The organism is Haloarchaeobius litoreus, assembly GCF_024495425.1.
Taxonomy (GTDB): domain Archaea; phylum Halobacteriota; class Halobacteria; order Halobacteriales; family Natrialbaceae; genus Haloarchaeobius; species Haloarchaeobius litoreus.
Genome location: NZ_JANHJR010000002.1, coordinates 584,646 through 606,381, shown reverse-complemented (window position 1 = coordinate 606,381; position 21,736 = coordinate 584,646). Strand labels below are relative to the sequence as shown.

Annotated in this window: 24 protein-coding genes and 1 pseudogene; 13 read left to right on the top strand and 12 right to left on the bottom strand. The window is 59.7% G+C overall.

The features are described 5' to 3' along the window. Window positions 1-386: 386 nt before the first annotated feature. Window positions 387-890, bottom strand: a complete 504-nt coding sequence (locus NOW55_RS09845) for a hypothetical protein (protein WP_256399925.1) — start codon at window positions 888-890, stop codon at window positions 387-389. Between the two features lie 108 nt (window positions 891-998). On the opposite strand from NOW55_RS09845, the gene NOW55_RS09840 reads away from it, so the two are divergent. The 3 genes and pseudogenes from NOW55_RS09840 to NOW55_RS09830 all read left to right on the top strand — a co-directional run. Next, on the top strand, window positions 999-1,613 hold the full coding sequence (locus tag NOW55_RS09840) for a tyrosine-type recombinase/integrase (protein ID WP_256399924.1): 615 nt from the start codon (window positions 999-1,001) through the stop codon (window positions 1,611-1,613). Between the two features lie 384 nt (window positions 1,614-1,997). Beyond that, window positions 1,998-2,783, top strand: coding sequence for a DUF8164 family protein (locus NOW55_RS09835; protein ID WP_256399923.1), 786 nt, complete (start codon window positions 1,998-2,000; stop codon window positions 2,781-2,783). Window positions 2,784-2,835: 52 nt separating this feature from the next. Next, window positions 2,836-3,084, top strand: a pseudogene (locus NOW55_RS09830) (tyrosine-type recombinase/integrase); the annotation flags it as partial. A 12-nt stretch (window positions 3,085-3,096) separates the two neighbouring features. Here the strand turns inward: NOW55_RS09830 and NOW55_RS09825 are convergent. The 3 genes from NOW55_RS09825 to NOW55_RS09820 all read right to left on the bottom strand — a co-directional run bounded on the left by NOW55_RS09825 (window position 3,097) and on the right by NOW55_RS09820 (window position 6,124). After that, window positions 3,097-3,564 carry a hypothetical protein gene (locus tag NOW55_RS09825; RefSeq protein ID WP_256399921.1) on the bottom strand — a complete coding sequence of 156 codons (468 nt, stop codon included), beginning with the start codon at window positions 3,562-3,564 and terminating at the stop codon, window positions 3,097-3,099. A 1,130-nt stretch (window positions 3,565-4,694) separates the two neighbouring features. After that, window positions 4,695-5,510 (bottom strand): DUF429 domain-containing protein, encoded by an 816-nt coding sequence (locus tag NOW55_RS20945; protein ID WP_390292844.1) that lies wholly within the window; start codon window positions 5,508-5,510, stop codon window positions 4,695-4,697. 197 nt (window positions 5,511-5,707) lie between these two features. Continuing rightward, a complete protein-coding gene (locus tag NOW55_RS09820; protein WP_256399920.1) occupies window positions 5,708-6,124 on the bottom strand; it encodes a hypothetical protein in 417 nt (138 codons plus the stop codon). A 365-nt stretch (window positions 6,125-6,489) separates the two neighbouring features. Between NOW55_RS09820 and NOW55_RS09815 the strand changes: the two genes are divergently transcribed. Both NOW55_RS09815 and NOW55_RS20770 read left to right on the top strand, forming a co-directional pair. Then, complete coding sequence (locus tag NOW55_RS09815; protein ID WP_256399919.1) at window positions 6,490-7,158, top strand: hypothetical protein; 669 nt, start codon at window positions 6,490-6,492, stop codon at window positions 7,156-7,158. Between the two features lie 42 nt (window positions 7,159-7,200). After that, complete coding sequence (locus tag NOW55_RS20770) at window positions 7,201-7,455, top strand: DUF2321 domain-containing protein (RefSeq protein WP_368407750.1); 255 nt, start codon at window positions 7,201-7,203, stop codon at window positions 7,453-7,455. Window positions 7,456-7,472: 17 nt separating this feature from the next. Here the strand turns inward: NOW55_RS20770 and NOW55_RS09810 are convergent, their stop codons facing one another. Both NOW55_RS09810 and NOW55_RS09805 read right to left on the bottom strand, forming a co-directional pair. Further along, on the bottom strand, window positions 7,473-8,414 hold the full coding sequence (locus tag NOW55_RS09810; protein WP_256399918.1) for a tyrosine-type recombinase/integrase: 942 nt from the start codon (window positions 8,412-8,414) through the stop codon (window positions 7,473-7,475). 3 nt (window positions 8,415-8,417) lie between these two features. Continuing rightward, a complete protein-coding gene (locus NOW55_RS09805) occupies window positions 8,418-8,990 on the bottom strand; it encodes a hypothetical protein (protein WP_256399917.1) in 573 nt (190 codons plus the stop codon). 124 nt (window positions 8,991-9,114) lie between these two features. Here NOW55_RS09805 and NOW55_RS09800 point away from each other — a divergent pair, with 124 nt between their 5' ends. After that, entirely contained in the window at window positions 9,115-10,428 is a 1,314-nt protein-coding gene (locus tag NOW55_RS09800) for a hypothetical protein (protein WP_256399916.1), read from the top strand. Between the two features lie 125 nt (window positions 10,429-10,553). Here NOW55_RS09800 and NOW55_RS09795 read toward each other — a convergent pair whose 3' ends face one another. Beyond that, window positions 10,554-11,759 carry a DUF6498-containing protein gene (locus tag NOW55_RS09795; protein ID WP_256399915.1) on the bottom strand — a complete coding sequence of 402 codons (1,206 nt, stop codon included), beginning with the start codon at window positions 11,757-11,759 and terminating at the stop codon, window positions 10,554-10,556. Window positions 11,760-11,828: 69 nt separating this feature from the next. Beyond that, the gene (locus tag NOW55_RS09790; protein ID WP_256399914.1) at window positions 11,829-13,871 is read right to left on the bottom strand and encodes a hypothetical protein; all 2,043 of its coding nucleotides are present in this window, start codon (window positions 13,869-13,871) and stop codon (window positions 11,829-11,831) included. Window positions 13,872-14,207: 336 nt separating this feature from the next. Here NOW55_RS09790 and NOW55_RS09785 point away from each other — a divergent pair, with 336 nt between their 5' ends. The 4 genes from NOW55_RS09785 to NOW55_RS09770 all read left to right on the top strand — a co-directional run bounded on the left by NOW55_RS09785 (window position 14,208) and on the right by NOW55_RS09770 (window position 16,695). Beyond that, complete coding sequence (locus NOW55_RS09785; RefSeq protein ID WP_368407749.1) at window positions 14,208-15,038, top strand: aldo/keto reductase; 831 nt, start codon at window positions 14,208-14,210, stop codon at window positions 15,036-15,038. A 63-nt stretch (window positions 15,039-15,101) separates the two neighbouring features. After that, window positions 15,102-15,824, top strand: coding sequence for a hypothetical protein (locus tag NOW55_RS09780; protein ID WP_256399913.1), 723 nt, complete (start codon window positions 15,102-15,104; stop codon window positions 15,822-15,824). 226 nt (window positions 15,825-16,050) lie between these two features. Next, the gene (locus tag NOW55_RS09775; RefSeq protein ID WP_256399912.1) at window positions 16,051-16,242 is read left to right on the top strand and encodes a DUF7333 family protein; all 192 of its coding nucleotides are present in this window, start codon (window positions 16,051-16,053) and stop codon (window positions 16,240-16,242) included. A 63-nt stretch (window positions 16,243-16,305) separates the two neighbouring features. Beyond that, a complete protein-coding gene (locus NOW55_RS09770) occupies window positions 16,306-16,695 on the top strand; it encodes a hypothetical protein (RefSeq protein WP_256399911.1) in 390 nt (129 codons plus the stop codon). On the opposite strand, the gene NOW55_RS09765 is transcribed toward NOW55_RS09770, so the two are convergent. The 3 genes from NOW55_RS09765 to NOW55_RS09755 all read right to left on the bottom strand — a co-directional run bounded on the left by NOW55_RS09765 (window position 16,692) and on the right by NOW55_RS09755 (window position 18,091). Then, complete coding sequence (locus NOW55_RS09765; protein WP_256298566.1) at window positions 16,692-17,018, bottom strand: transcription factor S; 327 nt, start codon at window positions 17,016-17,018, stop codon at window positions 16,692-16,694. The genes NOW55_RS09770 and NOW55_RS09765 overlap by 4 nt on opposite strands. A 79-nt stretch (window positions 17,019-17,097) precedes the next feature. Then, on the bottom strand, window positions 17,098-17,730 hold the full coding sequence (locus NOW55_RS09760; protein ID WP_256399910.1) for a DsbA family oxidoreductase: 633 nt from the start codon (window positions 17,728-17,730) through the stop codon (window positions 17,098-17,100). A gap of 91 nt (window positions 17,731-17,821) precedes the next feature. After that, window positions 17,822-18,091, bottom strand: coding sequence for a DUF5789 family protein (locus NOW55_RS09755; RefSeq protein ID WP_256399909.1), 270 nt, complete (start codon window positions 18,089-18,091; stop codon window positions 17,822-17,824). 91 nt (window positions 18,092-18,182) lie between these two features. On the opposite strand from NOW55_RS09755, the gene NOW55_RS09750 reads away from it, so the two are divergent. After that, window positions 18,183-18,689: a DUF5797 family protein gene (locus NOW55_RS09750; RefSeq protein ID WP_256399908.1), complete on the top strand. Its 507-nt coding sequence runs from the start codon at window positions 18,183-18,185 to the stop codon at window positions 18,687-18,689. Window positions 18,690-18,705: 16 nt separating this feature from the next. Then, window positions 18,706-19,524 (top strand): Nmad3 family putative nucleotide modification protein, encoded by an 819-nt coding sequence (locus tag NOW55_RS09745; protein ID WP_256399907.1) that lies wholly within the window; start codon window positions 18,706-18,708, stop codon window positions 19,522-19,524. Window positions 19,525-19,935: 411 nt separating this feature from the next. Here NOW55_RS09745 and NOW55_RS09740 read toward each other — a convergent pair whose 3' ends face one another. Continuing rightward, window positions 19,936-20,997, bottom strand: coding sequence for a DUF5787 family protein (locus NOW55_RS09740; protein WP_256399906.1), 1,062 nt, complete (start codon window positions 20,995-20,997; stop codon window positions 19,936-19,938). Window positions 20,998-21,099: 102 nt separating this feature from the next. Between NOW55_RS09740 and NOW55_RS09735 the strand changes: the two genes are divergently transcribed. Continuing rightward, window positions 21,100-21,735, top strand: coding sequence for an HAD family hydrolase (locus tag NOW55_RS09735; RefSeq protein WP_256399905.1), 636 nt, complete (start codon window positions 21,100-21,102; stop codon window positions 21,733-21,735). Window position 21,736 lies beyond the last annotated feature (1 nt).

Here is a 21,736-nt window from a genome sequence, read left to right as displayed (position 1 = left end):
AGCCTGCTGGGGCTTTGCCTCAGGAGTTCAAGCATCGATCAACCACACGGGCCGTTCTTGGGATCAGCTCGTGTGAATCGACCATTCTTACCGTTGGCGTCGTAGTCACCTCGTGTCGGTAGAATGAACGTCGGCCTCCAACGTAAATGTAGGTAGCGTGATGGTTACTGTGGCTTCTTTGGAAGTGGTTCGGGTAGTTACTCTCGAAGCGTATGACTCGCAGAAGTCTGGCGAATCAGCGGATGAAGACAAGCCATGTCCATGATAATGGCCTGTACAAACACAAGCGAAAGAAGCCGCTGTCGCTCCTCGAATCAGCTATCAGGGCAACCATGCAGGACACCATGTTCTGAAGGATAGTCTATCTCAACCGGGAGTAGTCCTTCTTAGGTAGAAGGGAGTTTCTGCCATGCTTGGTGAAACTCTTCTAGCTTCTTGTTTATGTCTCGCATTTCACCCGGTCTGATTCGACTGATGTCGTCGTAGATTTTGAGGCGTCGCTTGTCTTGCTTAGCGGTCTTGTATGGAATCTGGCCTGCCTCATCTGAGGTGAATACGAAGTATTCGGCTTCTGAATAATCATCTGCCAGTCTTACGCAAATCAAGTAATCGAACTTCTTCACTTTGACACCATCGAACAACCATGCGCTCTTATCGTCGTTGAATATTGAGGACTTGACTTCTACGCCACATCCATCGCTCAGAACAATGTCGACTTCATGTTGTTTTGCCTTGAACGTGGGAGTGTATCCTTGCTGGATGAGCTTATCCATCACCATCCATTCTCCTATCTTCCCCGTAATTTCCTTGCGAGGAATCTGAAGTGACTGGTCTTCCAAAAAATGAACGAAGTCGATCATCTTCTCTACCGCTTCTCTGTATTTACTCATGTCTCAACTGATTCAACCAACTCAATATATGCGTTTGGGGCACTGTTAATGGACTCCAAAGTATAAGCCGGGAGAGGCGACGGCGCTTTATGTAGGGTGTATCCCAGTATGCCACCATCAACGGATTCCAAACAACAGGCGACTGTATGGCTGAAGCCCGAACAGGTTGAAGCTATGCGGAACCACATCGTCAGAGATTCCCGCAGTGTACTCAAACAGCGAAATGACTCACTCATACAATTTCTGTATGATACAGGGCTCCGAGTCGGCGAAGGCATGCAAGTTGACACAGAGCATCTTGACATGGATGAAGGAGTATTAGGCCTTCCCGCCGGCCTTCAGAAAGACTACCCCACTGACGGGTCTCCAACGTACACCGAGATAGAGCTGGCAGAGGAAACGACCCGAGTCCTTGACCAGTACCTCAGTAACAGATGGAAAGCCTCGCCAGCTCTGTTTCCTTCGCTACAATCGGAGCGGATGACCACTGAGGCCGTACGAGGCGTTGTGAGACAGGCTGCAGAAGCCGCTAAAGTCCAACCGCATACTGTTCGGGGTCGAGGAGAGCCAACGGACGTGACGCCGCATACTCTGCGACACTCAGTTGCCTACCGAATGCTAAACCACGAGGATGGGAATACTCTCTACAACGTGCGGAACCGGCTCCGTCATGCAACGATTCAGACGACGGAGAAAGTGTACGACCACTTCGACAGAGTATGACCATGCTAAATCAGAAACCCGTCAAGCCCGGCGGCGAGTGGATGTGCGAAGTGGACGAAACCGGTCCTGAAGGTCCCCAACCATACAGATACAGGGATTCGTGGTCATCCTCGACGAGTGCCTTGCGAAGTAGGACGATGTGGTGTATTTCGAGGTTCAGCGGGTCAGGACAACTAGGCTATCGCCGAGGAGGTATTACTCAGGAGGAGCCGCCCGCCTTGCTGGGAAATCAAGCTGTCGGCGCAGGCCAGTGAGTAACGATTGATAACTCGTTCCTGGATGGTCACATATTCTTCTACCAGCTGATTTGCTACAGAAGTTGACCTCACAAGCTATCCAAGAATCCCTTAAATACAAGAGACCGGATTGAATATCCCATTCAAGATGGATGAGTCGACTCGGGAGCTTTGGGGTGACACACCTGAGTGGGTCCAGGAGGAATTAGATAAGGCCCTGGCTGTTCCAGAGGCGACATCCAGCTTTACTTTAGTCGCTCTCCCACAGTCCGCATCGGTGAATCCTGGTGACGAACTCCACATCCCTCTGTTTATTTGTGGATATGGACTTCCAGACAGACACAAACTAACTGTTTATCACCACCATCCGGATATTTTCGATGGCGCTCATGGCGCAGCTGTTTCTCCAGTAAACGGAATTGTTGACTCTGAGGAAAACGAGATCAGGCAAATTATTCTAGGCAAGGAGGCTTTCAGACAGGATATGGCCGAAACCATCCAGTTCCACGCCGTTGGGACTACTTTCGGGGTCCCGGATGTTTTCTTCGTTGATGACATTACCTGGGGGCGCAATATGGAGACTCCAGAGAATCAAATTGAGGGCGCGGAAGAGATTCTCCCCCGGCTTTTCCCACGTACAACCGCTGAGGCGATGACTCCAGATGGCGAATACCCGCTATTATTGACGTTCGATATTGATGAAGACGCCGAACCAGGTGATTATGACATCCATCTCATATTCACATATGGGGATGAGGAGGAAGTTTCCAACTGCCACAAGATAGAAACCATCCACGTCAACAGTCGGCGAGAACGTCTGGAGCCATGGCCAACGAGAATCGCCATGTTAGCCGGAATAGCAGCCGTTCTTTCATTAATCTACAACACCGGCGTGATTTCAGCAATCATTGAAGCGGTCTTAGGGCTGCTATAGAAAATTCCACTCTCTCAGACATTTAGCGTGGTCGCTTCCTTGTCTCCATCCGGAGCGTATGACCACTGAGGCCGTACCAGATGTGGTGAGCCGGGCAGCAGTAGGGGCTGAAGTCCGGCCACATACTGTTCGGGGTAATGGTGAGCCAACGGACGTGACACCGCATACCCTGCGGCATTCAGTTGCCTATAGAATGCTCAACCGCGAAGATGAAAATACCCTTTACGACGTGCGAAACCGCCTCCTCCACGTAACGATCCAGACCACCGAGAAGGTTTACGACCACTTCGATAGAGTTTGATTAATGCAATTCTCAAGCAACGAACTGAATTACGGTTATGATATTTGCGCCAACAGAGAGTACTTTCAAACTATCGTCTGTTGATATTTGATTCGCTAAACTCGACGCTCTTGGGTCCGATTTTTCACTCAATTCACGCATATTCGAGATTGCGATCTGCAGTATCTCCCAAGCTAATCGTTCCGATTCAACATTATCCAAGTGAACTACAACGGCTTCATCGGCCTCTTCTGGATGGATTGGTAGGATAAGATAGGCTGGAAGTCGAGTATGACTGACGTGCTCTTCAATTTGTTCAGTCAGCTGTTGTTCTTCGGTCCGATTTCCGGTTCTGACGTACCACTCTCCGATTCCCAACTCATCACGAATCCGGTCTCGATCTATCTGATTTGCTGGGTGGTTAGTCCCCTCTAACCCAACCTCAACGATGTACCCACTTCCCTCTGGTACTTCTCCGAGGGTATTTACTGTGATTGCCATAACGACAACTATGTTGGTAAGGACACCGTCACTAGATTATCAATTTAACCTATCAGCTTGGATAGCCAACTCCGATCTTCCTGTGCTTGTTCGCGCTCTTTGATAATACGTCGCTCTGACTGCTGTTCGGAGAGAAGTCGCTGTTGCCATCCCCCTCGAGATCGAGTCGCCCGTTCGTAGGCAGCGTCGAACGAATCTCGGAGCTGGTGTATCTGTTCCGGAGTAAGCGCAGTTCGTCCGTCATTTAGACCCGCTTCCATTCGCATATCCCGCCCTTGCCAAATCGACTCTTGAGGTGGGTGTGATGCAAGAACCATCTCAAAATTATTCAGCAACGTATACCGTCACCACGTCAGTTCAACCTCATTGAGATTAGCAAGAATGTGATCCTGGTTAAGCTCGGATCCAACTAGCCGTTCGACTTCTTCAGGAATGTCGCTGTCCACCAACGTTTCAATGAGGCTCGGTGCCTCGGCTTGTGCATAGCCCGGCATGGATAGAGAGATGCCAGCAGTGCCATGAGGCCGCGTTCCTTTCCCTGCTCCGTTGTCTGGCTTATCCGACGTATTGGAACCGTGTTGTCGCCGCTGTCTCTTGGTCTGATTGTCTGCAGTGCTATCGCTGGATCGGGGATTACTTCGGGTCATTTGCCGGAGTAGTCAGGCTTGATTCGTCGAAATCGTTCGCTCTACGTTCCAAGGCTCGCCGCAGACCAGTCGGGATCGCGACTTGCTCGTTGGCTTCGTCCGTTTTCAGCACCTGCTGTAGGATGAACTGGTGCATCGACTCGTATTCATGGATCTCACAAACGCGCTTGAGGGCAAGATGTGTATCCTCGTGGACTGTGACTGTAGTGTGGTTCTTCATATTGACCCAATGCTAACTACCGGCTAACCTAGATATTACATTTATGCGGAGAACAGTCCCACCTCCTCTTGTGGATCTTATCTTCCCTACATGTAGAGAACTAAGCTATACACAATCGTTTCAAGGAAACCGCCACACTGCACAGGGCCATTATTCCATTTACAGGCGTTTGTGTAAAGGCCATAATTATCTATACCCGCGTTAAGGCTCGCGACCATCCTGCTACAAACATTCCTACAGGGAACTGCACCGGACCAATCAAGTTATGGGAAGATTTGACCCTCAATATCAGCTCCACGATTAGCTACTGGAAATCCGTCGAGATACGCACGAAACGTTGCGACGGCCGCCGTGATGCTATCGTGTGCATCATCGGATTTTCGGGCTTTGTCTGCAACCGACTTGCTAATCTGAGCACCATGGCTTCGTAATCCATTGATATTTTCCGCACGTCGATCTGATGACTCAGGGTGATTTTTGTACCCCTGTCTATACAGCCCTAGCGCGCTCAACGTAGCTGCAGGATAGACCTCTATGAGCCAGGGATGGTTGTTAGACCTATTTTGCATCGGCAGGGCCTTGGCTTCCTGGTTCGTGATTAATGGCCGGAGCAGATCTTTCTGACCATAGAACGTCTGGGACTGGAGCTGCGGTTGATATGGGCATTGGCCTCCGTAACGCCAGTCCGTTTCACGTCGGAGATATCCAGATTGACCAGATTTGACTGTTGCTCGACCAACGCAATTCTTCCGGAATTCTTTGGCTGATTTGTTCGCAAGCCGTTTTTCGAGATCTGCTAAATGTTGGGGCCAGGAAATGACGTGGTTGACTATTGGCTCTGGAAGGCTGAATGGGAAATCAAAGCCAAAAACCGCTGCAGGATGCGACTTGACCAAGTTCCGAAGTTCTTGATATACATCATCTCGGGTCGATTTGTTAAAGCGATCACTTGCGGGTTGGCAGTCTATTATGTCCAGATTCTTATTCTGAATTTTTCCCTCTGTGATCCAGATAGATCTGCCTGGCCTTTTCGACCCGCTGAAATCTATACCGAATATTCGGTCGCGGCCTGACGACATAAGCAACCCTGAGTAAGCGGACTGAAATTACTTTGGATGAATCAGATTGATCTGCCGGTCAACCCCGTCCACGATCCCTACGGATTTCACATCGTGGGCAGATACCGGTCCGGTTACTTGAGCGCCAATTGAACAGCTCTTCGCACTCGTCACACACGGCCAGTGGTTCGTCACTCCACTTGTCGTACTGCATGGCTCTATGTCTCCCGCTCCGTCTTGACTCGGTAACCACCGGAGTCCACTTCGCTATCAATGTACCAACCAGCTTCTTCGAGCATTTCTTCCAGCGTTTCACGGTCCTGGTCGGTGTCCCAGTTGGCCTTGCTGAAGTAGAACGTCCCGAGATGCACTTGTTCGGAGCCGTCGTCCTCCTCGCCGGATTCGTCGTTGGGTTCGGCGTCGTGGTGCTCCTCCCACGCAGATTCTACGTCGGACTTCTTGATGTCCTCCACCTCGCCGTCATCCGTACGTGCTTTGTAGCTCGTAGCTGAGCCACTTCCTTCGGTGTAGTATTCCAGCTCTCCGAGGACTGCGCCGCCATCTCGGACGGCCGCGAAGAACGCTTCTTTGCTGTCGAACTCTGCTTCCGCGGATTCGGTTTCGCTTTCGCTCATGGATTTTCTCTTGAGTTGAGGTTGTCTGATTGGCGCTCTCAGTTTCGACCGGAACGGGTGTTTTCGTCGGTGAGTCCCTATCACCTCCGGAAAATCGAACCGCCAAGACTAACTTATAGTTCATGTTTCTTACCAATCCTCATTGAGATTTCGTCAAATTAACAAGAGAAATGCACCCAAAGTACTCTATGGTTAGTTATCGAACGAAACAATATTCGAAGGTTGCAGTTGTAACAATCTCAATCATATCCGCCATTTGGATACTTGAGGCCTGTATTAACTTACCTGATGTCGTAATTGGTTCATTGCTTGGTGCGACACCTCTAGTCCTATTTGAGGTCCTCAGTTTGGTTAGGAAACCGCATATGAAAATTGAGGAGCCAGAGGTCACACGTTATCCTAAAAACTGCTACAGCGTCGAGCAGGAACGGAGAATTACCAGCCAAAATTTGATTGCGGTTAGAATCCCAGTCAGAAATAATGGTCTAAAGAATGCACAGGATTGTTCGGCCAGAGTAGAATTTAGTAATGTCTCAAATTCGTTTGAGACAAGGTGGAACGAAACTAGCTATCCTCATTCAATATCAATATCCAGAGATAGCAGAAGATTGTTAGATGTGTTCTGGTTAAGGCCGGAAGATAATACGATATTGACTGCTTCGCCGGAGAGAGAAACGTCTTTTGACTATCCGAAAGAGGCTCGTCACGAGATCCGTCCGGGAGAATATATCATCACAATCTCAGTGTCCGCGGCTAATATGCCTGAGCAGGAGTTTAAGCTATCGCTGGGAGGTGAAGCCGTTGAAATCCCCAATAATATTCTAGACTTCAGTAAAGATGCAGACATTATTGACTCGATTCGGATGGAGGAGAGGTATGCGATTGTATATAGTGAAGAGCAGGCCACTATATTAGAGGTTCCTAATGGAATGGACCTGTCTGAATTAGAGGTCTTCAAGGAATTTGGTGTGAAAGACCGGGGAAGACCGTTCGCAGCTTGGGCAGGTGAAAAATATGACATTCGCCGGAAATAGGTGGGCAAAATTGTTTTCACGGATTAATTAGAATGCTTGTACATGGCAGATTACGAGCCAATGCAAGTTTGCGCTGAGAATGGCCATCAGATTACTGTATACTACGATTCCCAACCAACTACCCGACAAGATTTCTGCGAACAGTGTGGGTCTGAAACAATCCACCAGTGTCCAGAATGCGATTCAATTATCAGAGGAAATTATCAGGTTGATGGTGTCGCTGGCTCGTTTGATAAGGATGTACCCTCATATTGTCACGGATGTGGTGAAGCATATCCGTGGGTACAGCAGAGTTGAGGCGATTCCTAGTTTGTTCAGTCTTTCCTACCGAACCGGTCGTATGCTTCCTTTACGTCCTCGTCAATAAATTGGAGATACTCCATCGTGATGTCCAACGAAGAGTGACCTAGGTGTTGTTGAACGCGGCGCACGTCGATATCCGATTTCAGTGCAGTCACTGCATGGCCGTGACGAAGCGCATGAGGCGTGACCCGATACCGTTTGCACCCGCCTTGGTCCTGGTACATCACTTCTTGAATCCCGGCCGCTTCGGCGGCAGGCTTCACAACCTTGTCCGTCACCGTCGAATCGTGGAGCTGTTCGGACCGCTCGGTTACGAACAAGTACGGGGACGATGCAGCGGGCATGTAGGAGTCCCGGTGACCGTTATCTAGCCATTGGTCGAGCAATATATCGAGTGACGGCTGATAGAACACCGAACGCCATTCCTTGCTCTTGTTTGACCAGACTTCTATCCGGCGTTCTTCTCGATCCAGGTCATCAAGTTCGATTTCGTTGAGTTCGACTTTTCGAATACCAGTCTGCCACATCAACCGGATAATCAGTTCGTTTCGTAGCCTCGGTGCCGGTGCGTTCTCACACATCGCTTCCTTCTCGTCAGGAGTAACGTAGACGAGGTCGGCGTTGTTGTGTTTCTTGGTGTCCTTCTCAACGAACTCCTTTCGCTCCAAATCCTCGAATGGGTTTTCCTCAATAGCTTCGAACCGGCCTGAGAGTCGATTGAACAGCGCCCGCACTGACTCGTAACGACTTGCGATAGTGTTTGGTGCATAGCCCTGCTCCATCTGCTCTAGGAAGTAGTCCTCAAGATCGAGCGTCCTGAGTTCTGTCAACCGCTCGTCCTGATTCTCCAGCCAGCAGTTGAAGTTCTTGAGATTGGAGTAGTGCGTTTCGTAGGACGATTCTGCTTTCTTTGCCTTCACCCGTTCAAGGTGCCGGTCAATCCAGTCGTCCATGAGTTATTCCCCCTTGTAGTAGCGCGTCTCACCGTTCCAGTCTGTAGTGTGAACTTGGTGGGTGTCCTGCTGAAGCCGGTCGAGAGCAGCTTTGACCTCGTGTGGCTCAATATCGAGCGAATCAGCGATACCCTCGACCGTTCCTGCCTGTGCTCTCGGCGCTATGTGTTCGGGTGGGGTTGCACCGTCAGCGATGTGAATTTCGTAGTGCTTGATCTCGTCCATAGACGGAAGTATCTCAAACACCTCGTTAGCAAGCTGCCGCACTTGTGGGTCGTCCCTCACCTCCCTCTCAATTCCAGACAGCCGCTTCTCGGCTTCCTGCATGACTTGCTCCAGTTCGGCAATGCTGTTCTGGAGGTTATCGAAGTGGCCAACAACATTCTCAGATAATTCGACCGCCTTTCCATCGTCGTCACTCTGCTGGATTTCGCGCTCAACTGCTTTCCGGATGAGTTGAGACAAGTACTGGAAGTCGCTTTCCTCGTCCACGAATTGCTTCCAGCGTGCTTTCCGTTCTGGATCGACCCATAGGTTCACACTCTCCTTATCGTACTCTTGGTCGTTGTCTGGCATTGTCGCCAGGCTGGTTAGCCTCTTGGTGTATAACGTTCATGCACCATCGATGTGGAAACAATTCTGTGGTTCAATTCGACAACTGCCGACAGAAGTATTGTCCTGAATAATCTACCAAAATCCAGTGCAATCTCAATGTCCAGAATGTGGAGGTGAAATCAACCGGTCAATAGCCGAACCAACCACTGACGAAATAGAAGTTTGCTTCTCATGCTTTCTCAGCGACGCTGGTTATCATCGGGAAATATCAATATCCGAGTCCGACGATAGTATCGAGCTCTGGATTGAGACGGATTCGGATGATCTGAACTGGGCGATTTCCTATCGATTCGACACCATGCAAGCAGCGATGGAAATGGGAGAGTTGCTTGCTGAAAAGATTCAGATAGTACTGCTCTTGGAGCTGGTTTTCGACGACCAATACATAGTATTCGGCACACGAAATAGAGACGATTCAAAGCGTCTACAACAGCTTGTCCAAGAGGATCCACTTTCAAACTGGGTACAAGAGATACACCTTGCTGATTTAGAAGAACTGTATTCCGAGGGTCGTACCAGGTACGACGGCGAGCCAATACTGAGTAGAAAACTTTGCTGGCAGTTCTCGATATGGCGTGCATCAGATTATCCAGACCGTTTTGGGCCAGGTGGTGCACGATCTCCAAGGGAAGATAGAATCAAGTTGAAGGGTGTCCCTTGTATTTTCAACTCGCGTCGAGGCCTTTCGCATGATAGAGCCGACCAGTTACAGTCCGATCTCGCAGATCAATTCGTTGGGATGGGCGGATTTGACTCAGTCGAAACACTCGGAGATATTCGAACAGCTACATCAGAATGGATGCCTGTTACGGCACATGTATTTCCCAGAATAACACAGCGATTGCAGGACTATGCTCGCGACAATATGCATGTCCTGAGCCCGCGAAGTAGAGCAGGGATTAAAGCAAATCAGGCGGGACAAGAATTTGAATCTACGTTCAGAAATCTCTGCGAGCAATACAATCTATCCTGTTGGAGTGCAAGTAAATTGTTTAGCGTTCGTTGGCAACTTCACCACGCCAGGAAAGGGCAACCAGAATACTTGGACAGAGAAAGCTATGAGGAACGACTTGCTCAATTAGAAGCCGAATATGCCAAACCGCCAGACAGGGCAAAAGAGATCGCCAATGAAGTAGCCGACAGCAGTGGATTCCCAGACTTCTTGGTCTGGGGCGATGCCGACGACCTTACCAGATTTGTTGAAGAATATTCAGACGGGCTTCGGCGGGAGGATTCGGTACTGATTGTCGAAGTTAAGTATACGACTGACCCAGATGACACAGCTTACTTTACTGACGATCAAAAAGAACGTATTCCTGAAATACGGGAGGTTGGAGCGGACGTGTACATATTTAGAGGAACTCCAGAAGAGTACTGGTTGAAACGCGCTTCAATTTAGAGGGACAGACGTACTGGTACATCCCATAGACGCACCTAAGCCACAGAAACAAGTTCATCAGCGACTGAGGTTCTTCTCCCCGGCCACCGTTGGAGTCGACCGAATCACCGTCGGAGTCGACCGAATCACCGTCCGAGACTCGACAGCACCCGCTCCGTGTCGGAGAGGAACACCAGCCGTGCGTCCGCGCCCTCGCGACGCCGCAACCGCAGCACTCCCGTTCCGTAGCCGAGTCGGTCCCCGAGGAGACCGTCACTCGTCCGGGTGTCCACCACGTCGTGCCTGGGGACGAACCACTGTGGTTCGTCGAGCAATCGGTCGTAGGCGAGGACGCCCTCGTCGTAGATGCGGTACTCCAGGTGACCGTAGAGCACCTTCTGTTCCAGGACACGGACGAGGACGCTCCCGCCGACGACCGCGACGCCGACGACGACAGCGCCGGGTGGTCCGGCGACCACCCACGCGAAGAAACAGCCGGCGAGTAACGCCAGCCCGGACGGTGGCAGCACGGCGTACACCAGTCCGAGGCCGACGCCCCGGAGCCTGACGGCGGTCGCGTCGGTCCGGACGCGGTCGGTCGGCTCGCCGTCGGGGACGTCGACCGCCGCTGGCGTCGGGGACTCGGCGGCCCTGTCGACGAGTCGCGAGAGCCGCGGGACCGACCCAGTGGCGGCGAGCAGCCCGCCGAGGTCGACGAGCAGCTTCGCACCCACGACGGCGACGAAGACGAGAGGCGGGCCGGAGACGGTCGCGTCCCTCGGGGGGTTCGCGAACGCCGCAGCGGCGAGTAGCAGGACGAGCAGGCCGAGGATTCGCCCGCGCGGGATGGCCGCGTGGACGGGGCGGTCGGTGTAGCGCCCGGACCGCACCGCGTCGGCGAGGTCGACGGCGTTGGCGAGGACGATTCCGACGAGCGCGAGCGCGACGGTCCCCGCGGTCCCGGCCGCCAGCAGACGGTCGGGACCGAGGACGGCCAGGCCGACGCCCCCGAGGGGCCAGAGGAGGAGCAGCACCCAGAGGGTCCCGACGACGGCGGGCACGTTCCCGGGGGACACCGGGGGGAGTCCGGCAGGGAGGTCGATGCCGCCGCGCTTGTCGGCGAGGTCCTCGAAGGGTGCCCAGAGGCCGGCCTCGGTTGCCGGAGGACGTCCCGCGAACAGGCCCGCCACCGCGCCGCGAGCGAGGACGACCCCGGTCTCCAGCCAGTAGAGTACGAGCACCGTCGAGACCGTCCAGTCGAGCGCGAGGACGCCGACGACGGGGAGGGCGTTCGCTACGACGAGCGCTGCGAGTTCGAGCCGTCTCGTGGTGTGGTCGTCTGTCGGAGACATGGGTACGTCGGGGGCCGCGGACGGACCGGCGGGTGACGGTCGGTGGTCGTCGAGGCGAGCCGCGGCCGGTCAGCAGATGTCCAGTGCGTACGGGACGTCGTTGGGCTGGCCACACATCGCTTTCGCATCGGGCAGGGCCATCGAGGCGTACGAACAGGCCGCGCCGAGGACTGCGCCGCAGGCGACGCCACCGAGCCCGGCGGTCGGGAAGCCGACCGCCCCGCAGACGGCAGTAACGCCGAGGGTACAGACGCCGACGTCGATGCCGAGGCGGACGACGCCGATACACCCCGCACAGTCGTAATCGCCCTGGTCGATTTCGGTGAAGACGCCGCTGCCTGCCAGCGAGACCACGGAGGTGTAGCCGTAGAAGCGGAGCTTCCAGACGGCCTTCACCCAGCCGTTGTCGATGAACTCCTCGGCGAGCTTCTGGATCGCAAGCAGGGTGTCCGCGACAATCTTGCCGCTCTGGATGGCGATGTCCTCCACCGAGACGTTCGAGGCGGCGTTGACGGCGGCGTCGATGGCGGAGTCGAGCGCGCTGGCGGTCACGCCGGCGAGGTCACTCGCCACGTCGGTGATGCCGTCCCAGAGTCCTTCGAGCCAGTCGCCGGGGTCGAGCGAGAGATTCGACTCGACGTCCTGCTGGGCTCGCAGTGTGGACTCGGAGACGTCGTAGTCGTAGGTCTCCGTCTCGATTCCCGCGCTCTCAACCTCGCCGTCGAGTACGAGTCCGTCGTAGCGGAGCCTGTCCAAGGTGTCGTACTCGGTGTGCCACTCGTAGGTGTTCCGCGCGTTGTAGAGTGCACCCGTGTCGTCGAAGCGACCGAAGGAGAGCAGTCCTCGGTCGCCACGGTCGAGGTCCGCGAACTCGTAGCCGACGAACGTCCGTGGGCGGGCGTCGTCGACGGCCGTGCTCCCGACCGAGATGGCGACGAGTCCGGCGGCGTCGTGGCGGATGCGGGCATCGGTCGCGCGGGCGAGACGGTCGAAGGCCGGGTCGCGTTCGAACTCGGCCGCGGTCTGAAGCTGCATGGAGCGCTCGGCCGCCAGATCGGCGTCGTCGTCGAAGGCCACCGTCACGTCGTCGACGCCGAGCTCGGTGACCGTCCCGAAGTACTTGATACGGGCCGTCTCACCGGCGTCGACGGTGACGGTCGGCTCGTCGACGACCGCGCCGTCGTGGATGAACGTCTCGGTCGAACGCAGGGTGAACTCGGCGGCCGCGTCGGCGGGAGCCGTACAGACGACCCGTCGGGCATCCGGAACGAGTTCGGCGGTCGCGCCGTCGTGTTCGACGCTCTCGAGACGGCCGCTGTAGCGCACGGTCTCCCTGCCCTCGACGACGTCCGAGACGACGCCGCTGCCGTCGTGCGTCCCGACGCCACCCGTGTGGTCGGTCTCGCCGGTGACCGTGACGGTGTACTCGCTCCGCCGGTCGCCGGTCGTGACGGTGAACTCGCCGGGCAGGGTCGACGGGAGGACCTCCTCCGGGGTGACTGTCGTCCCGTTCTTCCGGAGACGCGCGTCGCCGTCAAGGACGAGGTAGGTCAGTTCCCCGGCGTAGGAGAGGACGACTCTCCGGCGCGCGGTGCCGGTTGCCCGACGGGCACCGGGTCTGTCGGCGGAGCCGCGGGTCACCTCCACCGCGCCACTGGCCGAGACGTCGAAGTCGACCGCTCCGTCCGGGACGATCTCGAGGGTCTGCTGGGGGAACGCGTCGACGTCGAAGGGTTGGTCGTCGACGGTGACGCGGGCAGTACCGTCGAGTTCGAAGGCGGTGAACTCGCCGGAGAACCGGAAGGTGTGCGTCCCGCCGTCCAGCCGGTTCGACGCCGTCCCGCGCTCGACCGCGTCCGCCGGTGCGCCTGTCGGTGTCAGCACACCCGTCACGCTGAACTCGTAGTTCACCGTGTCCGTCGCGCGGATGGTGACGACGCGGTCGCCGGTGTCGACGACCTCGTCTGCGTCACCGAAGACGGTCACGTCGTCCGACGCCGGCGTGTTCCCGGCGGCGGCAGAACCGGCACCGAAGGCGGCCGCACCGGTCGCAGCAGTGGACTTGAGAACCTTCCGTCGCGATACCCCATTCGAACGGTGATTACCAAACATACAACGGTCGGAAGTAACTCTCTCGTTTTATGTATTTCTATTTTATAATTCTCCAGTTAATTCCGGAGGGTCCGAACGAATACCGTATCACACTGGACCAGTATTTTGGATTCCATTCGCACTAACGGCGACTGGTTCGAGAATCGAAGTTCACGGCGACCGTCGATAGCGTGTGCCTGACATCCAATATATGTAAATCGGTACGAAGGAAATAGTTCTGTTAGCACGAACGTCCTCGCGGATGCTGGATGGACGGGTGCTCGACAGCGGGGTCGGCCCGGACAGCTCGCCGAATCCACAACCCCTTTCCACGTCAGACGCCTCCTTTCGGGTACGATGTCTCAGGATACACTCACCCCGGATAGCGTCCCCAAAGCCGACGGGATGCCGGTGCTCGGCCTCGGCACGTGGCAGAACGAGGACCACGACCAGTGCGCCGACAGCGTCGCGACCGCACTGGAGATGGGCTACCGCCACATCGACACCGCGCAGGCCTACGGCAACGAGGCCGCCGTGGGCGACGGCATCGCTCAGGCCGACGTCGACCGCGAGGACGTGTTCCTCGCGACGAAGGTGTGGATCAGCAACCTCGAACACGACGACGTGCTCTCGAGCACCGAGGCGAGCCTGGAGAAGCTCGGCGTCGACTACGTGGACCTGCTGTACGTCCACTGGCCGTCGGGCGAGTACGACCCGGAGGGAACGCTGTCGGCGTTCGACCAGCTCGTCGACGAGGGCAAGGTGAAGAACGTCGGCGTCTCGAACTTCGAGCCCGAGCACGTCGACGAGGCCATCGACACCCTCGACGCGGACGTGTTCGCGAACCAGTTCGAGTGCCACCCGCTGCTCCCGCAGGAGGAGCTCCGCGCGCACTGCGACGACGCCGGCGTGAACGTCGTCGCGTACTCGCCACTGGCCCGCGGGAAGGTGTTCGACGTACCCGAGATCCAGCGCATCGCCGAGAAACACGACGCGAGCGCGGCCGCGGTCAGCCTCGCGTGGCTCCGCCGGAAGGGCGTCACCGCCATCCCGAAGGCGACGAGCGAGGAACACATCCGCGACAACTGGGCGTCGCTGTCGGTCGACCTCGACGCGGACGACGTGGCGGCCATCGACGCCATCGACGAGCGCGAGCGCGAGGTCGACCCCGACTTCGCGCCCTGGTAGCGACCGACTACGCTCCCGATACCAGCCGAAAAGTAAAACGCCACGGGGCCGAACCGAACTGGTATGGCCGGGTTCGTCGGAGCAGTGGGCGTCGACCTGAAGCGACTGCACGAGACCTGGATGGAGCTGTTCTTCCCGCGACAGCGCGGTGCCGACGACTCCGTCCTCGGGAAGTGGAAACCCGAGACGACGGGCGGCAAGCTCGCGTACAACGGCTGGGCGGCCGTCGGCGCGCTCGCCGTCGCGCTCGTCTACCCGTTCGCACTGGCTGGCGTTGTCGCCCGGTACAACGCCTACCGGCTGGACGACCTCTCCTCGGCACTCGGGCTCGTCGGGACCGTGCTCCTCGTCGCGCTGCTCTGGGGTGCGCTCTCGGCCGCCGCGTGGGTCCGGTTCACGTTCACGGGCTTCCTCGCCGTCGTCGTCGCCGCCGGCGTCGCGACGCTCTCCGCGGGACTCGCGCTCGCCTTCGCCCGCGTCGGCGGCCGGGTCACCACGGTCGTCCTCGCGTACCCGTTCGCCACGACCGCCGTGTTCCTCCCGCCGGTCGTCGCCGCGTTCTACTCGCCCGCGCTCGGCGAACTCGTGTTCACCGAGAGCGAGTCGCTGGCCATCTGGTTCCTCGACAACGTCTTCGCCGTCGGCGGCATCAACGAGTACCTCCGCACCGAGTACGACCTCACCGGCGTCGCCTACGTGCTGCTCTGGCTCGGCGTCTCCGTCCCCGTCGGCTGGGTGCTCGGCGTGCTCGTGACGCTCGCGAACCTGGTTCGGCCGACCGAGTAGGGGGACTCGGCGGACCGGTTCGGGTGTCTCCGGTGTGAACTCTCCGGCCCGGAGTGGGACTGGCGAGACTGCGCGACCAGGAGGAGGGCGTCGGATCGGTCCCAGCGCCTCGTGCTCAGACACCGCAGGCACGACGAGCCCAGCGGGGCTCGTGGGGGCCGCAGCACTCACAGCGAACATCACTGGCTCCGTACCGATTATCTATCTCCGGTCCACAGGCCCGGGTATGGAACTCGACCAGACGAAGACCGCGGTGGCGTTCCTGGCACTCATCGTGGTCGGGACGGGCGCACTGCTCGCCATGCAGGTGATGCCGACAGAGACGACACTCATGATGGTCACGCCGTCGATGCTCGTCTTCGGGCTCGTCTGCCTGGGTATCGGCGTGGCCCACGGGGAGTACCGGGCGACGCACTGACCGGCCGAGTCGATACGCGACCGTAACGAAACCCATTCCTCGCAGGCGTTCGACGCTCCAGCCATGAGCGACGCCACCGAAGCCACGGGACTCCCCGTCGACCCCGAACTGGTCGGGCGCGTCTTCGCCGCGCTGTCGGGACTGCTCGGACTGGTCTTCATCGCGATGCCGGTCACGTCGGACCTCGGGTCGCAGATAGACCCCGCAGCCGTCGTCCCGGTGGTGTACGGACTGGCGGTGGCCTTCGGGCTGTGTCTGGTCGCCATCAGCTGGCTGGGACGCGACGGACGGCGGCCGCTGGCGACCGTCGCGCCGGCGCTGCTGGCGGGCGCGCTACTGCTGCTCGGCCCGGGACTGGGCTACCCGCTGAGCGGGTTCAACTGGGCGGGGCTGTTGCTCGCCTCGGTGGTGTTCGGGGGGCTCGGGGGGCTGTGGACGCTCCTGTACGGTTAGTGGTCGTCCTCGCGCCACTTGTGCTCGCACTCGGTGCAGATGAAAAAGCGCGTCTCGGACTCGTCGGCCGAGCGGATCTGCTGCATGTACCAGTAGGCCTCGTCGTTGTCACACTTCGGGCAGTGTGACTCCGTCGTCGGCAGGCCCTTGTTCTCGGCGTCGGAGACGTCGACGACCTCGGACTCCTCCTGTCCCTGTGTGGTGACCATCGCCTGTTCGGACTGGGCGTCGCGGGGCTTCGAGAAGCCACACTCCTCGTTCCCGCAGACCCACTCGTCGCCCTCCGTCTTCATCATTGAACCGCATTCATCACAGAACTCCATCGTACCCGTCCGTTCGCCGTCGAACGGACTTAAGCGACCCGCTTGTCCGGTCAGCTGACCAGTCCGTTGCAGCGACGCCTCAGACGCCCTCGACGAGCCGTTCCAGCTGTTCGGGCGGCACCGCACCGCGGGCCTGATGGCCGTCGTGGACGAACGTCGGGACGCCGGTGACGCCGGCGGCCTTCGCGGCGGCGAAGTCCTCGGCGAGCGCGTCGCGGTTCGCGTCGTCCGAGAGTGCGGTCTCGACCATCTGCTCGTCGATGCCGACCGCACGCGCCACGTCGGCGAGTACGTCCGCGTCGCCGATGTCGCGGCCGTCGCGCCAGAGCGCCGCCAGCAGCGCCTCGTCGAGGGCGCGCCAGGTGTCGTACGGCTCGCGCTCCTGGACGTACCGCGAGAGCAACTGGGCGGAGAGCGAGTCCACGTCACGGGAGACGTCGACGGTCATCTCGACGCCGTACTTCTCGCGGAGGCGCTCGACGCCCTGTCGGGCGCGTTCGTAGTACGCCTCGTCCTTCCCGTCGTCCACACTCAGGTCCAGCTCGCCGTCGGGGCCGCGCTGGGCGGCCCGGAGGTCGAACGGGTGCCACTCCACCCGCAGGGGCTCCTCGCGGGTGTCCTGATACAGCGACAGCGCGTGGCGTCCGAGGTAGCAGAACGGACAGACGTAGTCGGCGTAGACCGTCACGGTGTCTCCGTGCTCGCGTGTCATTGTCCGGACTACGGGCCCGAGCGTCAAAAGCGAGACCCAACCGTGCGTGGCTTGCGGACGACCGTCCTCGGCACCCGAGTTCGAGACGGTCTCACCCCTCGTCGCCATCGGTTTCGGCGGCGGGCGCGCGGACCGCCTCGTTCGCCACACCGACTGTGTCCTCGAGCTCGACCAACAGGTCCTCCGGCGTCCGGAACGCGTCGCTGTCCGTCTCCGAGACGAGCACCCCGAGGTTGGTCTCGTCCTCGGCGAGCACGAGCGTCACGTCCTCGAGGTCCGCCGCGGCGTCGGGCCGGAGCACCGGGTAGGAGAGGTCGTCGAGCACGGCCTCGATGTGTGCGTACTCCACATGCCGTGTCATGTGTGCCCGTTTGGATCACTCCCCCTTGAGCGTGGCGTCGACTCACCCGGAGACAGAACGCCCAAATAGTGCCTGACCGTACCGACGCGCAATGACCCTCTCGGATGAGGCGCGCGAGCGTCTGGCCGACATCGTCGAGCTCCAGCCGACGAAGAACGGCGAGCTGCAGGAGCGGTGGGGGATGGAGAGCGGGAGCGAGGTCCACAGCTTCCTCGAAAGCGAGCTGAAGGAGTACTACTTCCGGGACGACAACAGCCTCATCCGGGCGACCGCGGAGGCCGCCGAACTCGTCGACGTCGAGCCGGGCGTCACCGCCGGCGACGAGCCTGGCGGCACGCCGAGTGCCGTGCGGGTACCCGCGCTCCAGGCCGCCATCCTCGACCGCCTCGCCGGGCCAGACGAGGACGGCCAGAGCGTCGTCAGCGTCCTGCGCACCCTGCGCGAGAACGCGGGCCTCGACCCCGACGTGGACGAGGTGCGCGACGCGCTCCAGTCCCTCCGCCGCAAGGACGTCGTCGAGGTCGTCTACACCACGGTCCCGACGTTCCGCCTCGCCGTCGCCCGCGACGAGTTCGAGGTCACGGTGAACGACTCGTAGCCGTGGCGCGCCCCCGATGACCGTCGTCTGCTGTGGCATCGGTGCCGACACGACCAACGTCGAGCTGCGCGACTCGCGCGTCCCGACGGTCGGCCCCGACGGCGCGTTCGAGTACGTCCCCATCCCGGAGAAGACCCGCGAGACGAGCGAGCGCCGAACCTACGGCGACCGTCCGCTGCGGTACGGCGACGGCACCATGGCCGACCTGCTCGCCAGGCTGGTGCCCGACCCCGGCGGCGACGCGACCCCGGTGACCGAAGCCGACGCCATCGCCAACTATCCGCCTCACGACGACCCGAACCTCGACGCGCTGACCTACGGCGAGCACCGCCCCGGCTACGTGAACCGCCTCGCCGCGCTGGACGCGGATGGGGACGATGCAGTCGGCTTCTACGCCGGACTGGAGGACGCGGACGGGCGGCTGCACCGCTACCTCGTCGGCTGGTTCCGGGTCTCTCGGGTGACGGTCGTCGAGGCCGACGATTCTCGGGCAACGAAGCGCGAGAAGCTGGCCCGACACCCCGACAACGCCCACACGAAGCGCGCGGTGGACGGCCGGCCGTATCGGGACGACCGCCGGGTCGTCCTCCTCGACGGCGACGAGGGCGGGCTGTTCGAGCGCGTCGGGAGGCCCATGAGCACGTTCTCGGCGTTCGACGGCGACCGGCGGGGCTACTTTCTCGACGACGAGTTCGTGCGTCGGTTCGCCGTGACGAAGCCCGCGCATACTCCTGATTCTGCGAAACGGGCGGAGAAGGCCGGTGTGATTCGAAAGCCCGCTATCGTCTGTGACCTGGACGCCGAGACGTTTCGGAGACGGGCGCTGGAGTGGTGAGGAGACGGTTCGAGTTCTGTGGCTACGGACGCAGTGAACAGCCAGAAATTCTCGGTAATCGTTGGAGTTGCTGGTAACGACAACAGCCAGAAATCCCCGAGGGGCTCGGCTCCCGCGACTCGCTGCGCTCCTCGTGCCTGCGGTGCTTACTGCGTCGGGGTTCGCCGAGCCCCTCGCCCCTTTCAGTCCCACCCGGCCACGGCCGCACCGCACCTCATGCCTCCCCAGCCTCTTGCGATGCTCAGTCGCTAGCGTCCCCGGAAATCGGAGATTTCCGGTGGGCCCACGAGACGCTCGCGTCTCGTGACCGCTCCCTGCGCTTCTCATCCCTCGCGCGGAATGGCTCGCGGCCTTCGGCACGCGAGCCAGCGCGCGCCACATGGAAAGTGAAGGTTCCGACACTCCGGAAATTCACTCCTCCAGCCCGGGCCGCCGTCCCCGCCGCCGACGCGCCAGCAGTCGCTTCGTCGCCGCGCCCGGCCCGCCCTCGATGGGCCAGCCCTTCGTCCGCCAGGCGGGCGGTTCGGGCTCGAACTCGGAGCAACGACCCGAGCACTCGCCAGCGGTCTGACAGCGCCCGTTCGCATCGCACCAGGGCAGCAGCGCGCCGTCTTCCCGGGCCTGAAAGTGGCGGCAGTCGGGACGCATCGTGTCGACGTACGAGCGCCAGCCACGGGCGTAGGCGCGCTCGGCGATCTCGCGGCGCTTGTCGGCCTTCCACCCGGGGTCGGCGTACTCGAACCGGGCGGCGGAGGCGTCGAACTCGGAGCCGTCGGGCCGTTCGAGGATGCGGGTGCCGGGGTCGTCGACGGCGAGCGAGCGGGCGTGCCAGGCGACGCTGGCGTCGGACGCGGGCCGGCCGTCTCCGTCGCCCACGTCGACGGTGAGGATACCGGCCTGCACGGGCAGGTTCTCGAACAGCACCGGCTCGACGGCACCGCCGGTCGCGCGCGTCGCAACCCAGGCCTCGTCGGCGAGCGAGAGCGCCACGTCGTGCTCCAGCTGCGAGACGAGCGCGTCGGCGGCGCTGGCGTCGAGGTCCGGCTTGTTCTCGACGGCGACGATGCGTCGGCACCAGTCCGGGTAGGCCCACCTCCGGCGGCACTCGATTCGGTTGCCGGACTTGCGTGTCTCGACGACTCCGCGGTCGGCCGCACGGTGCAGCGCCTCGCGGACGTACCGCCACGGGTAGCCCGGGTACGGGAGGGCGTCCCGGTAGTACGTCCAGTCGTCGGGCGCGTGCCGGACGACGTGCAGCAGGTCCGAGTCGAGCGCGTCCAGCCCGAAGTTCGCCCGCTGGCGCAGACCCTCGGGGTCGCACTCCAAGATGAGGGTGTCCCAGCGACGGTCGCGGGTCCCGAGTTGGCGCGCGACGAGCACGACCGAGTCCTCGCGGGCGGGCTCCCACGCGCGCTCGGCCCAGCGACAGACCCGCAGCTCGAACGCGAACTCGGTGTCCTCGCCGGGGAGCATGCTCCCCCCTGTGCGTTCGAGCGCCGAAGCCGTTACGGCTCGGCGACGGTGGGACACCGGTTCGACAGATTGAACACTGCCTGGGGAGTCACCCAAGTTCCCATGCATCTCGTCCTGGATTACGGCGGCGTCATCGTCGAGCACGGCGACGAACGCGACCACGCGCACCTGCTCGGCGTCGACCCAGACACGGAGCCCTACCCCGGCTGGCTCGCCTACTTCGCGTTCCGAGACGGCTTCATCCAGCGCACGGACGCGTACGTGGAACTCCTCGCGACGCTCTCGGGAGCGTCCCACGATGCGTGTCGTGAGTACCTCGACCGGACGTGGCTCGACCCCGAGTTCCCCGCGGCGCACGCCGACGTGCTCCGGGAGCTCGCGGCCGACCACACGCTGGTCCTCTTCGGGAACATGGTCCGCCCGTGGGTCGAGACGGTGCTCTCGGAGCACGGCGTCCTCGACTGCTTCGACGACCTCGTCGTCTCCTCGGACATCCGCCGGCCGAAGCCGCATCCGAAGGGCTACTTCGAGTGCCTCCCCGAGGGCGACGAATCGGTCGCCTTCGTGAGCGACGAGTACAACGAGGACCTCATGATGGGCGAGTGTCTCGGGATGACCTCGGTGTGGGTCGAGAACGAGGACGACGAGACGCCGTACCGGGAGCCCGACGTCCGGATCTCGTCGCTCGCCGACCTGCCGGGGGTTCTCGCTTCGGACGACGGGGAGCTCCTGCGGTAAC

Excerpts from the sequence above, each read along its gene's own strand:
- NOW55_RS09820 (WP_256399920.1), bottom strand. The coding sequence starts at position 6,124 with ATGAGCGAAAGCGAAACCGAATCCGCGGAAGCAGAGTTCGACAGCAAA.
- NOW55_RS09750 (WP_256399908.1), top strand. The coding sequence starts at position 18,183 with ATGACCCTCTCGGATGAGGCGCGCGAGCGTCTGGCCGACATCGTCGAG.
- NOW55_RS20770 (WP_368407750.1), top strand. The coding sequence starts at position 7,201 with ATGGCAGATTACGAGCCAATGCAAGTTTGCGCTGAGAATGGCCATCAG.
- NOW55_RS09835 (WP_256399923.1), top strand. The coding sequence starts at position 1,998 with ATGGATGAGTCGACTCGGGAGCTTTGGGGTGACACACCTGAGTGGGTC.
- NOW55_RS09810 (WP_256399918.1), bottom strand. The coding sequence starts at position 8,414 with ATGGACGACTGGATTGACCGGCACCTTGAACGGGTGAAGGCAAAGAAA.
- NOW55_RS09775 (WP_256399912.1), top strand. The coding sequence starts at position 16,051 with ATGGAACTCGACCAGACGAAGACCGCGGTGGCGTTCCTGGCACTCATC.
- NOW55_RS09840 (WP_256399924.1), top strand. The coding sequence starts at position 999 with ATGCCACCATCAACGGATTCCAAACAACAGGCGACTGTATGGCTGAAG.
- NOW55_RS20945 (WP_390292844.1), bottom strand. The coding sequence starts at position 5,510 with ATGTCGTCAGGCCGCGACCGAATATTCGGTATAGATTTCAGCGGGTCG.
- NOW55_RS09770 (WP_256399911.1), top strand. The coding sequence starts at position 16,306 with ATGAGCGACGCCACCGAAGCCACGGGACTCCCCGTCGACCCCGAACTG.
- NOW55_RS09740 (WP_256399906.1), bottom strand. The coding sequence starts at position 20,997 with ATGCTCCCCGGCGAGGACACCGAGTTCGCGTTCGAGCTGCGGGTCTGT.
- NOW55_RS09760 (WP_256399910.1), bottom strand. The coding sequence starts at position 17,730 with ATGACACGCGAGCACGGAGACACCGTGACGGTCTACGCCGACTACGTC.
- NOW55_RS09745 (WP_256399907.1), top strand. The coding sequence starts at position 18,706 with ATGACCGTCGTCTGCTGTGGCATCGGTGCCGACACGACCAACGTCGAG.
- NOW55_RS09785 (WP_368407749.1), top strand. The coding sequence starts at position 14,208 with ATGTCTCAGGATACACTCACCCCGGATAGCGTCCCCAAAGCCGACGGG.
- NOW55_RS09765 (WP_256298566.1), bottom strand. The coding sequence starts at position 17,018 with ATGGAGTTCTGTGATGAATGCGGTTCAATGATGAAGACGGAGGGCGAC.
- NOW55_RS09805 (WP_256399917.1), bottom strand. The coding sequence starts at position 8,990 with ATGCCAGACAACGACCAAGAGTACGATAAGGAGAGTGTGAACCTATGG.
- NOW55_RS09795 (WP_256399915.1), bottom strand. The coding sequence starts at position 11,759 with ATGTCTCCGACAGACGACCACACCACGAGACGGCTCGAACTCGCAGCG.
- NOW55_RS09735 (WP_256399905.1), top strand. The coding sequence starts at position 21,100 with ATGCATCTCGTCCTGGATTACGGCGGCGTCATCGTCGAGCACGGCGAC.
- NOW55_RS09755 (WP_256399909.1), bottom strand. The coding sequence starts at position 18,091 with ATGACACGGCATGTGGAGTACGCACACATCGAGGCCGTGCTCGACGAC.
- NOW55_RS09790 (WP_256399914.1), bottom strand. The coding sequence starts at position 13,871 with ATGTTTGGTAATCACCGTTCGAATGGGGTATCGCGACGGAAGGTTCTC.
- NOW55_RS09845 (WP_256399925.1), bottom strand. The coding sequence starts at position 890 with ATGAGTAAATACAGAGAAGCGGTAGAGAAGATGATCGACTTCGTTCAT.
- NOW55_RS09780 (WP_256399913.1), top strand. The coding sequence starts at position 15,102 with ATGGCCGGGTTCGTCGGAGCAGTGGGCGTCGACCTGAAGCGACTGCAC.
- NOW55_RS09815 (WP_256399919.1), top strand. The coding sequence starts at position 6,490 with ATGAAAATTGAGGAGCCAGAGGTCACACGTTATCCTAAAAACTGCTAC.
- NOW55_RS09825 (WP_256399921.1), bottom strand. The coding sequence starts at position 3,564 with ATGGCAATCACAGTAAATACCCTCGGAGAAGTACCAGAGGGAAGTGGG.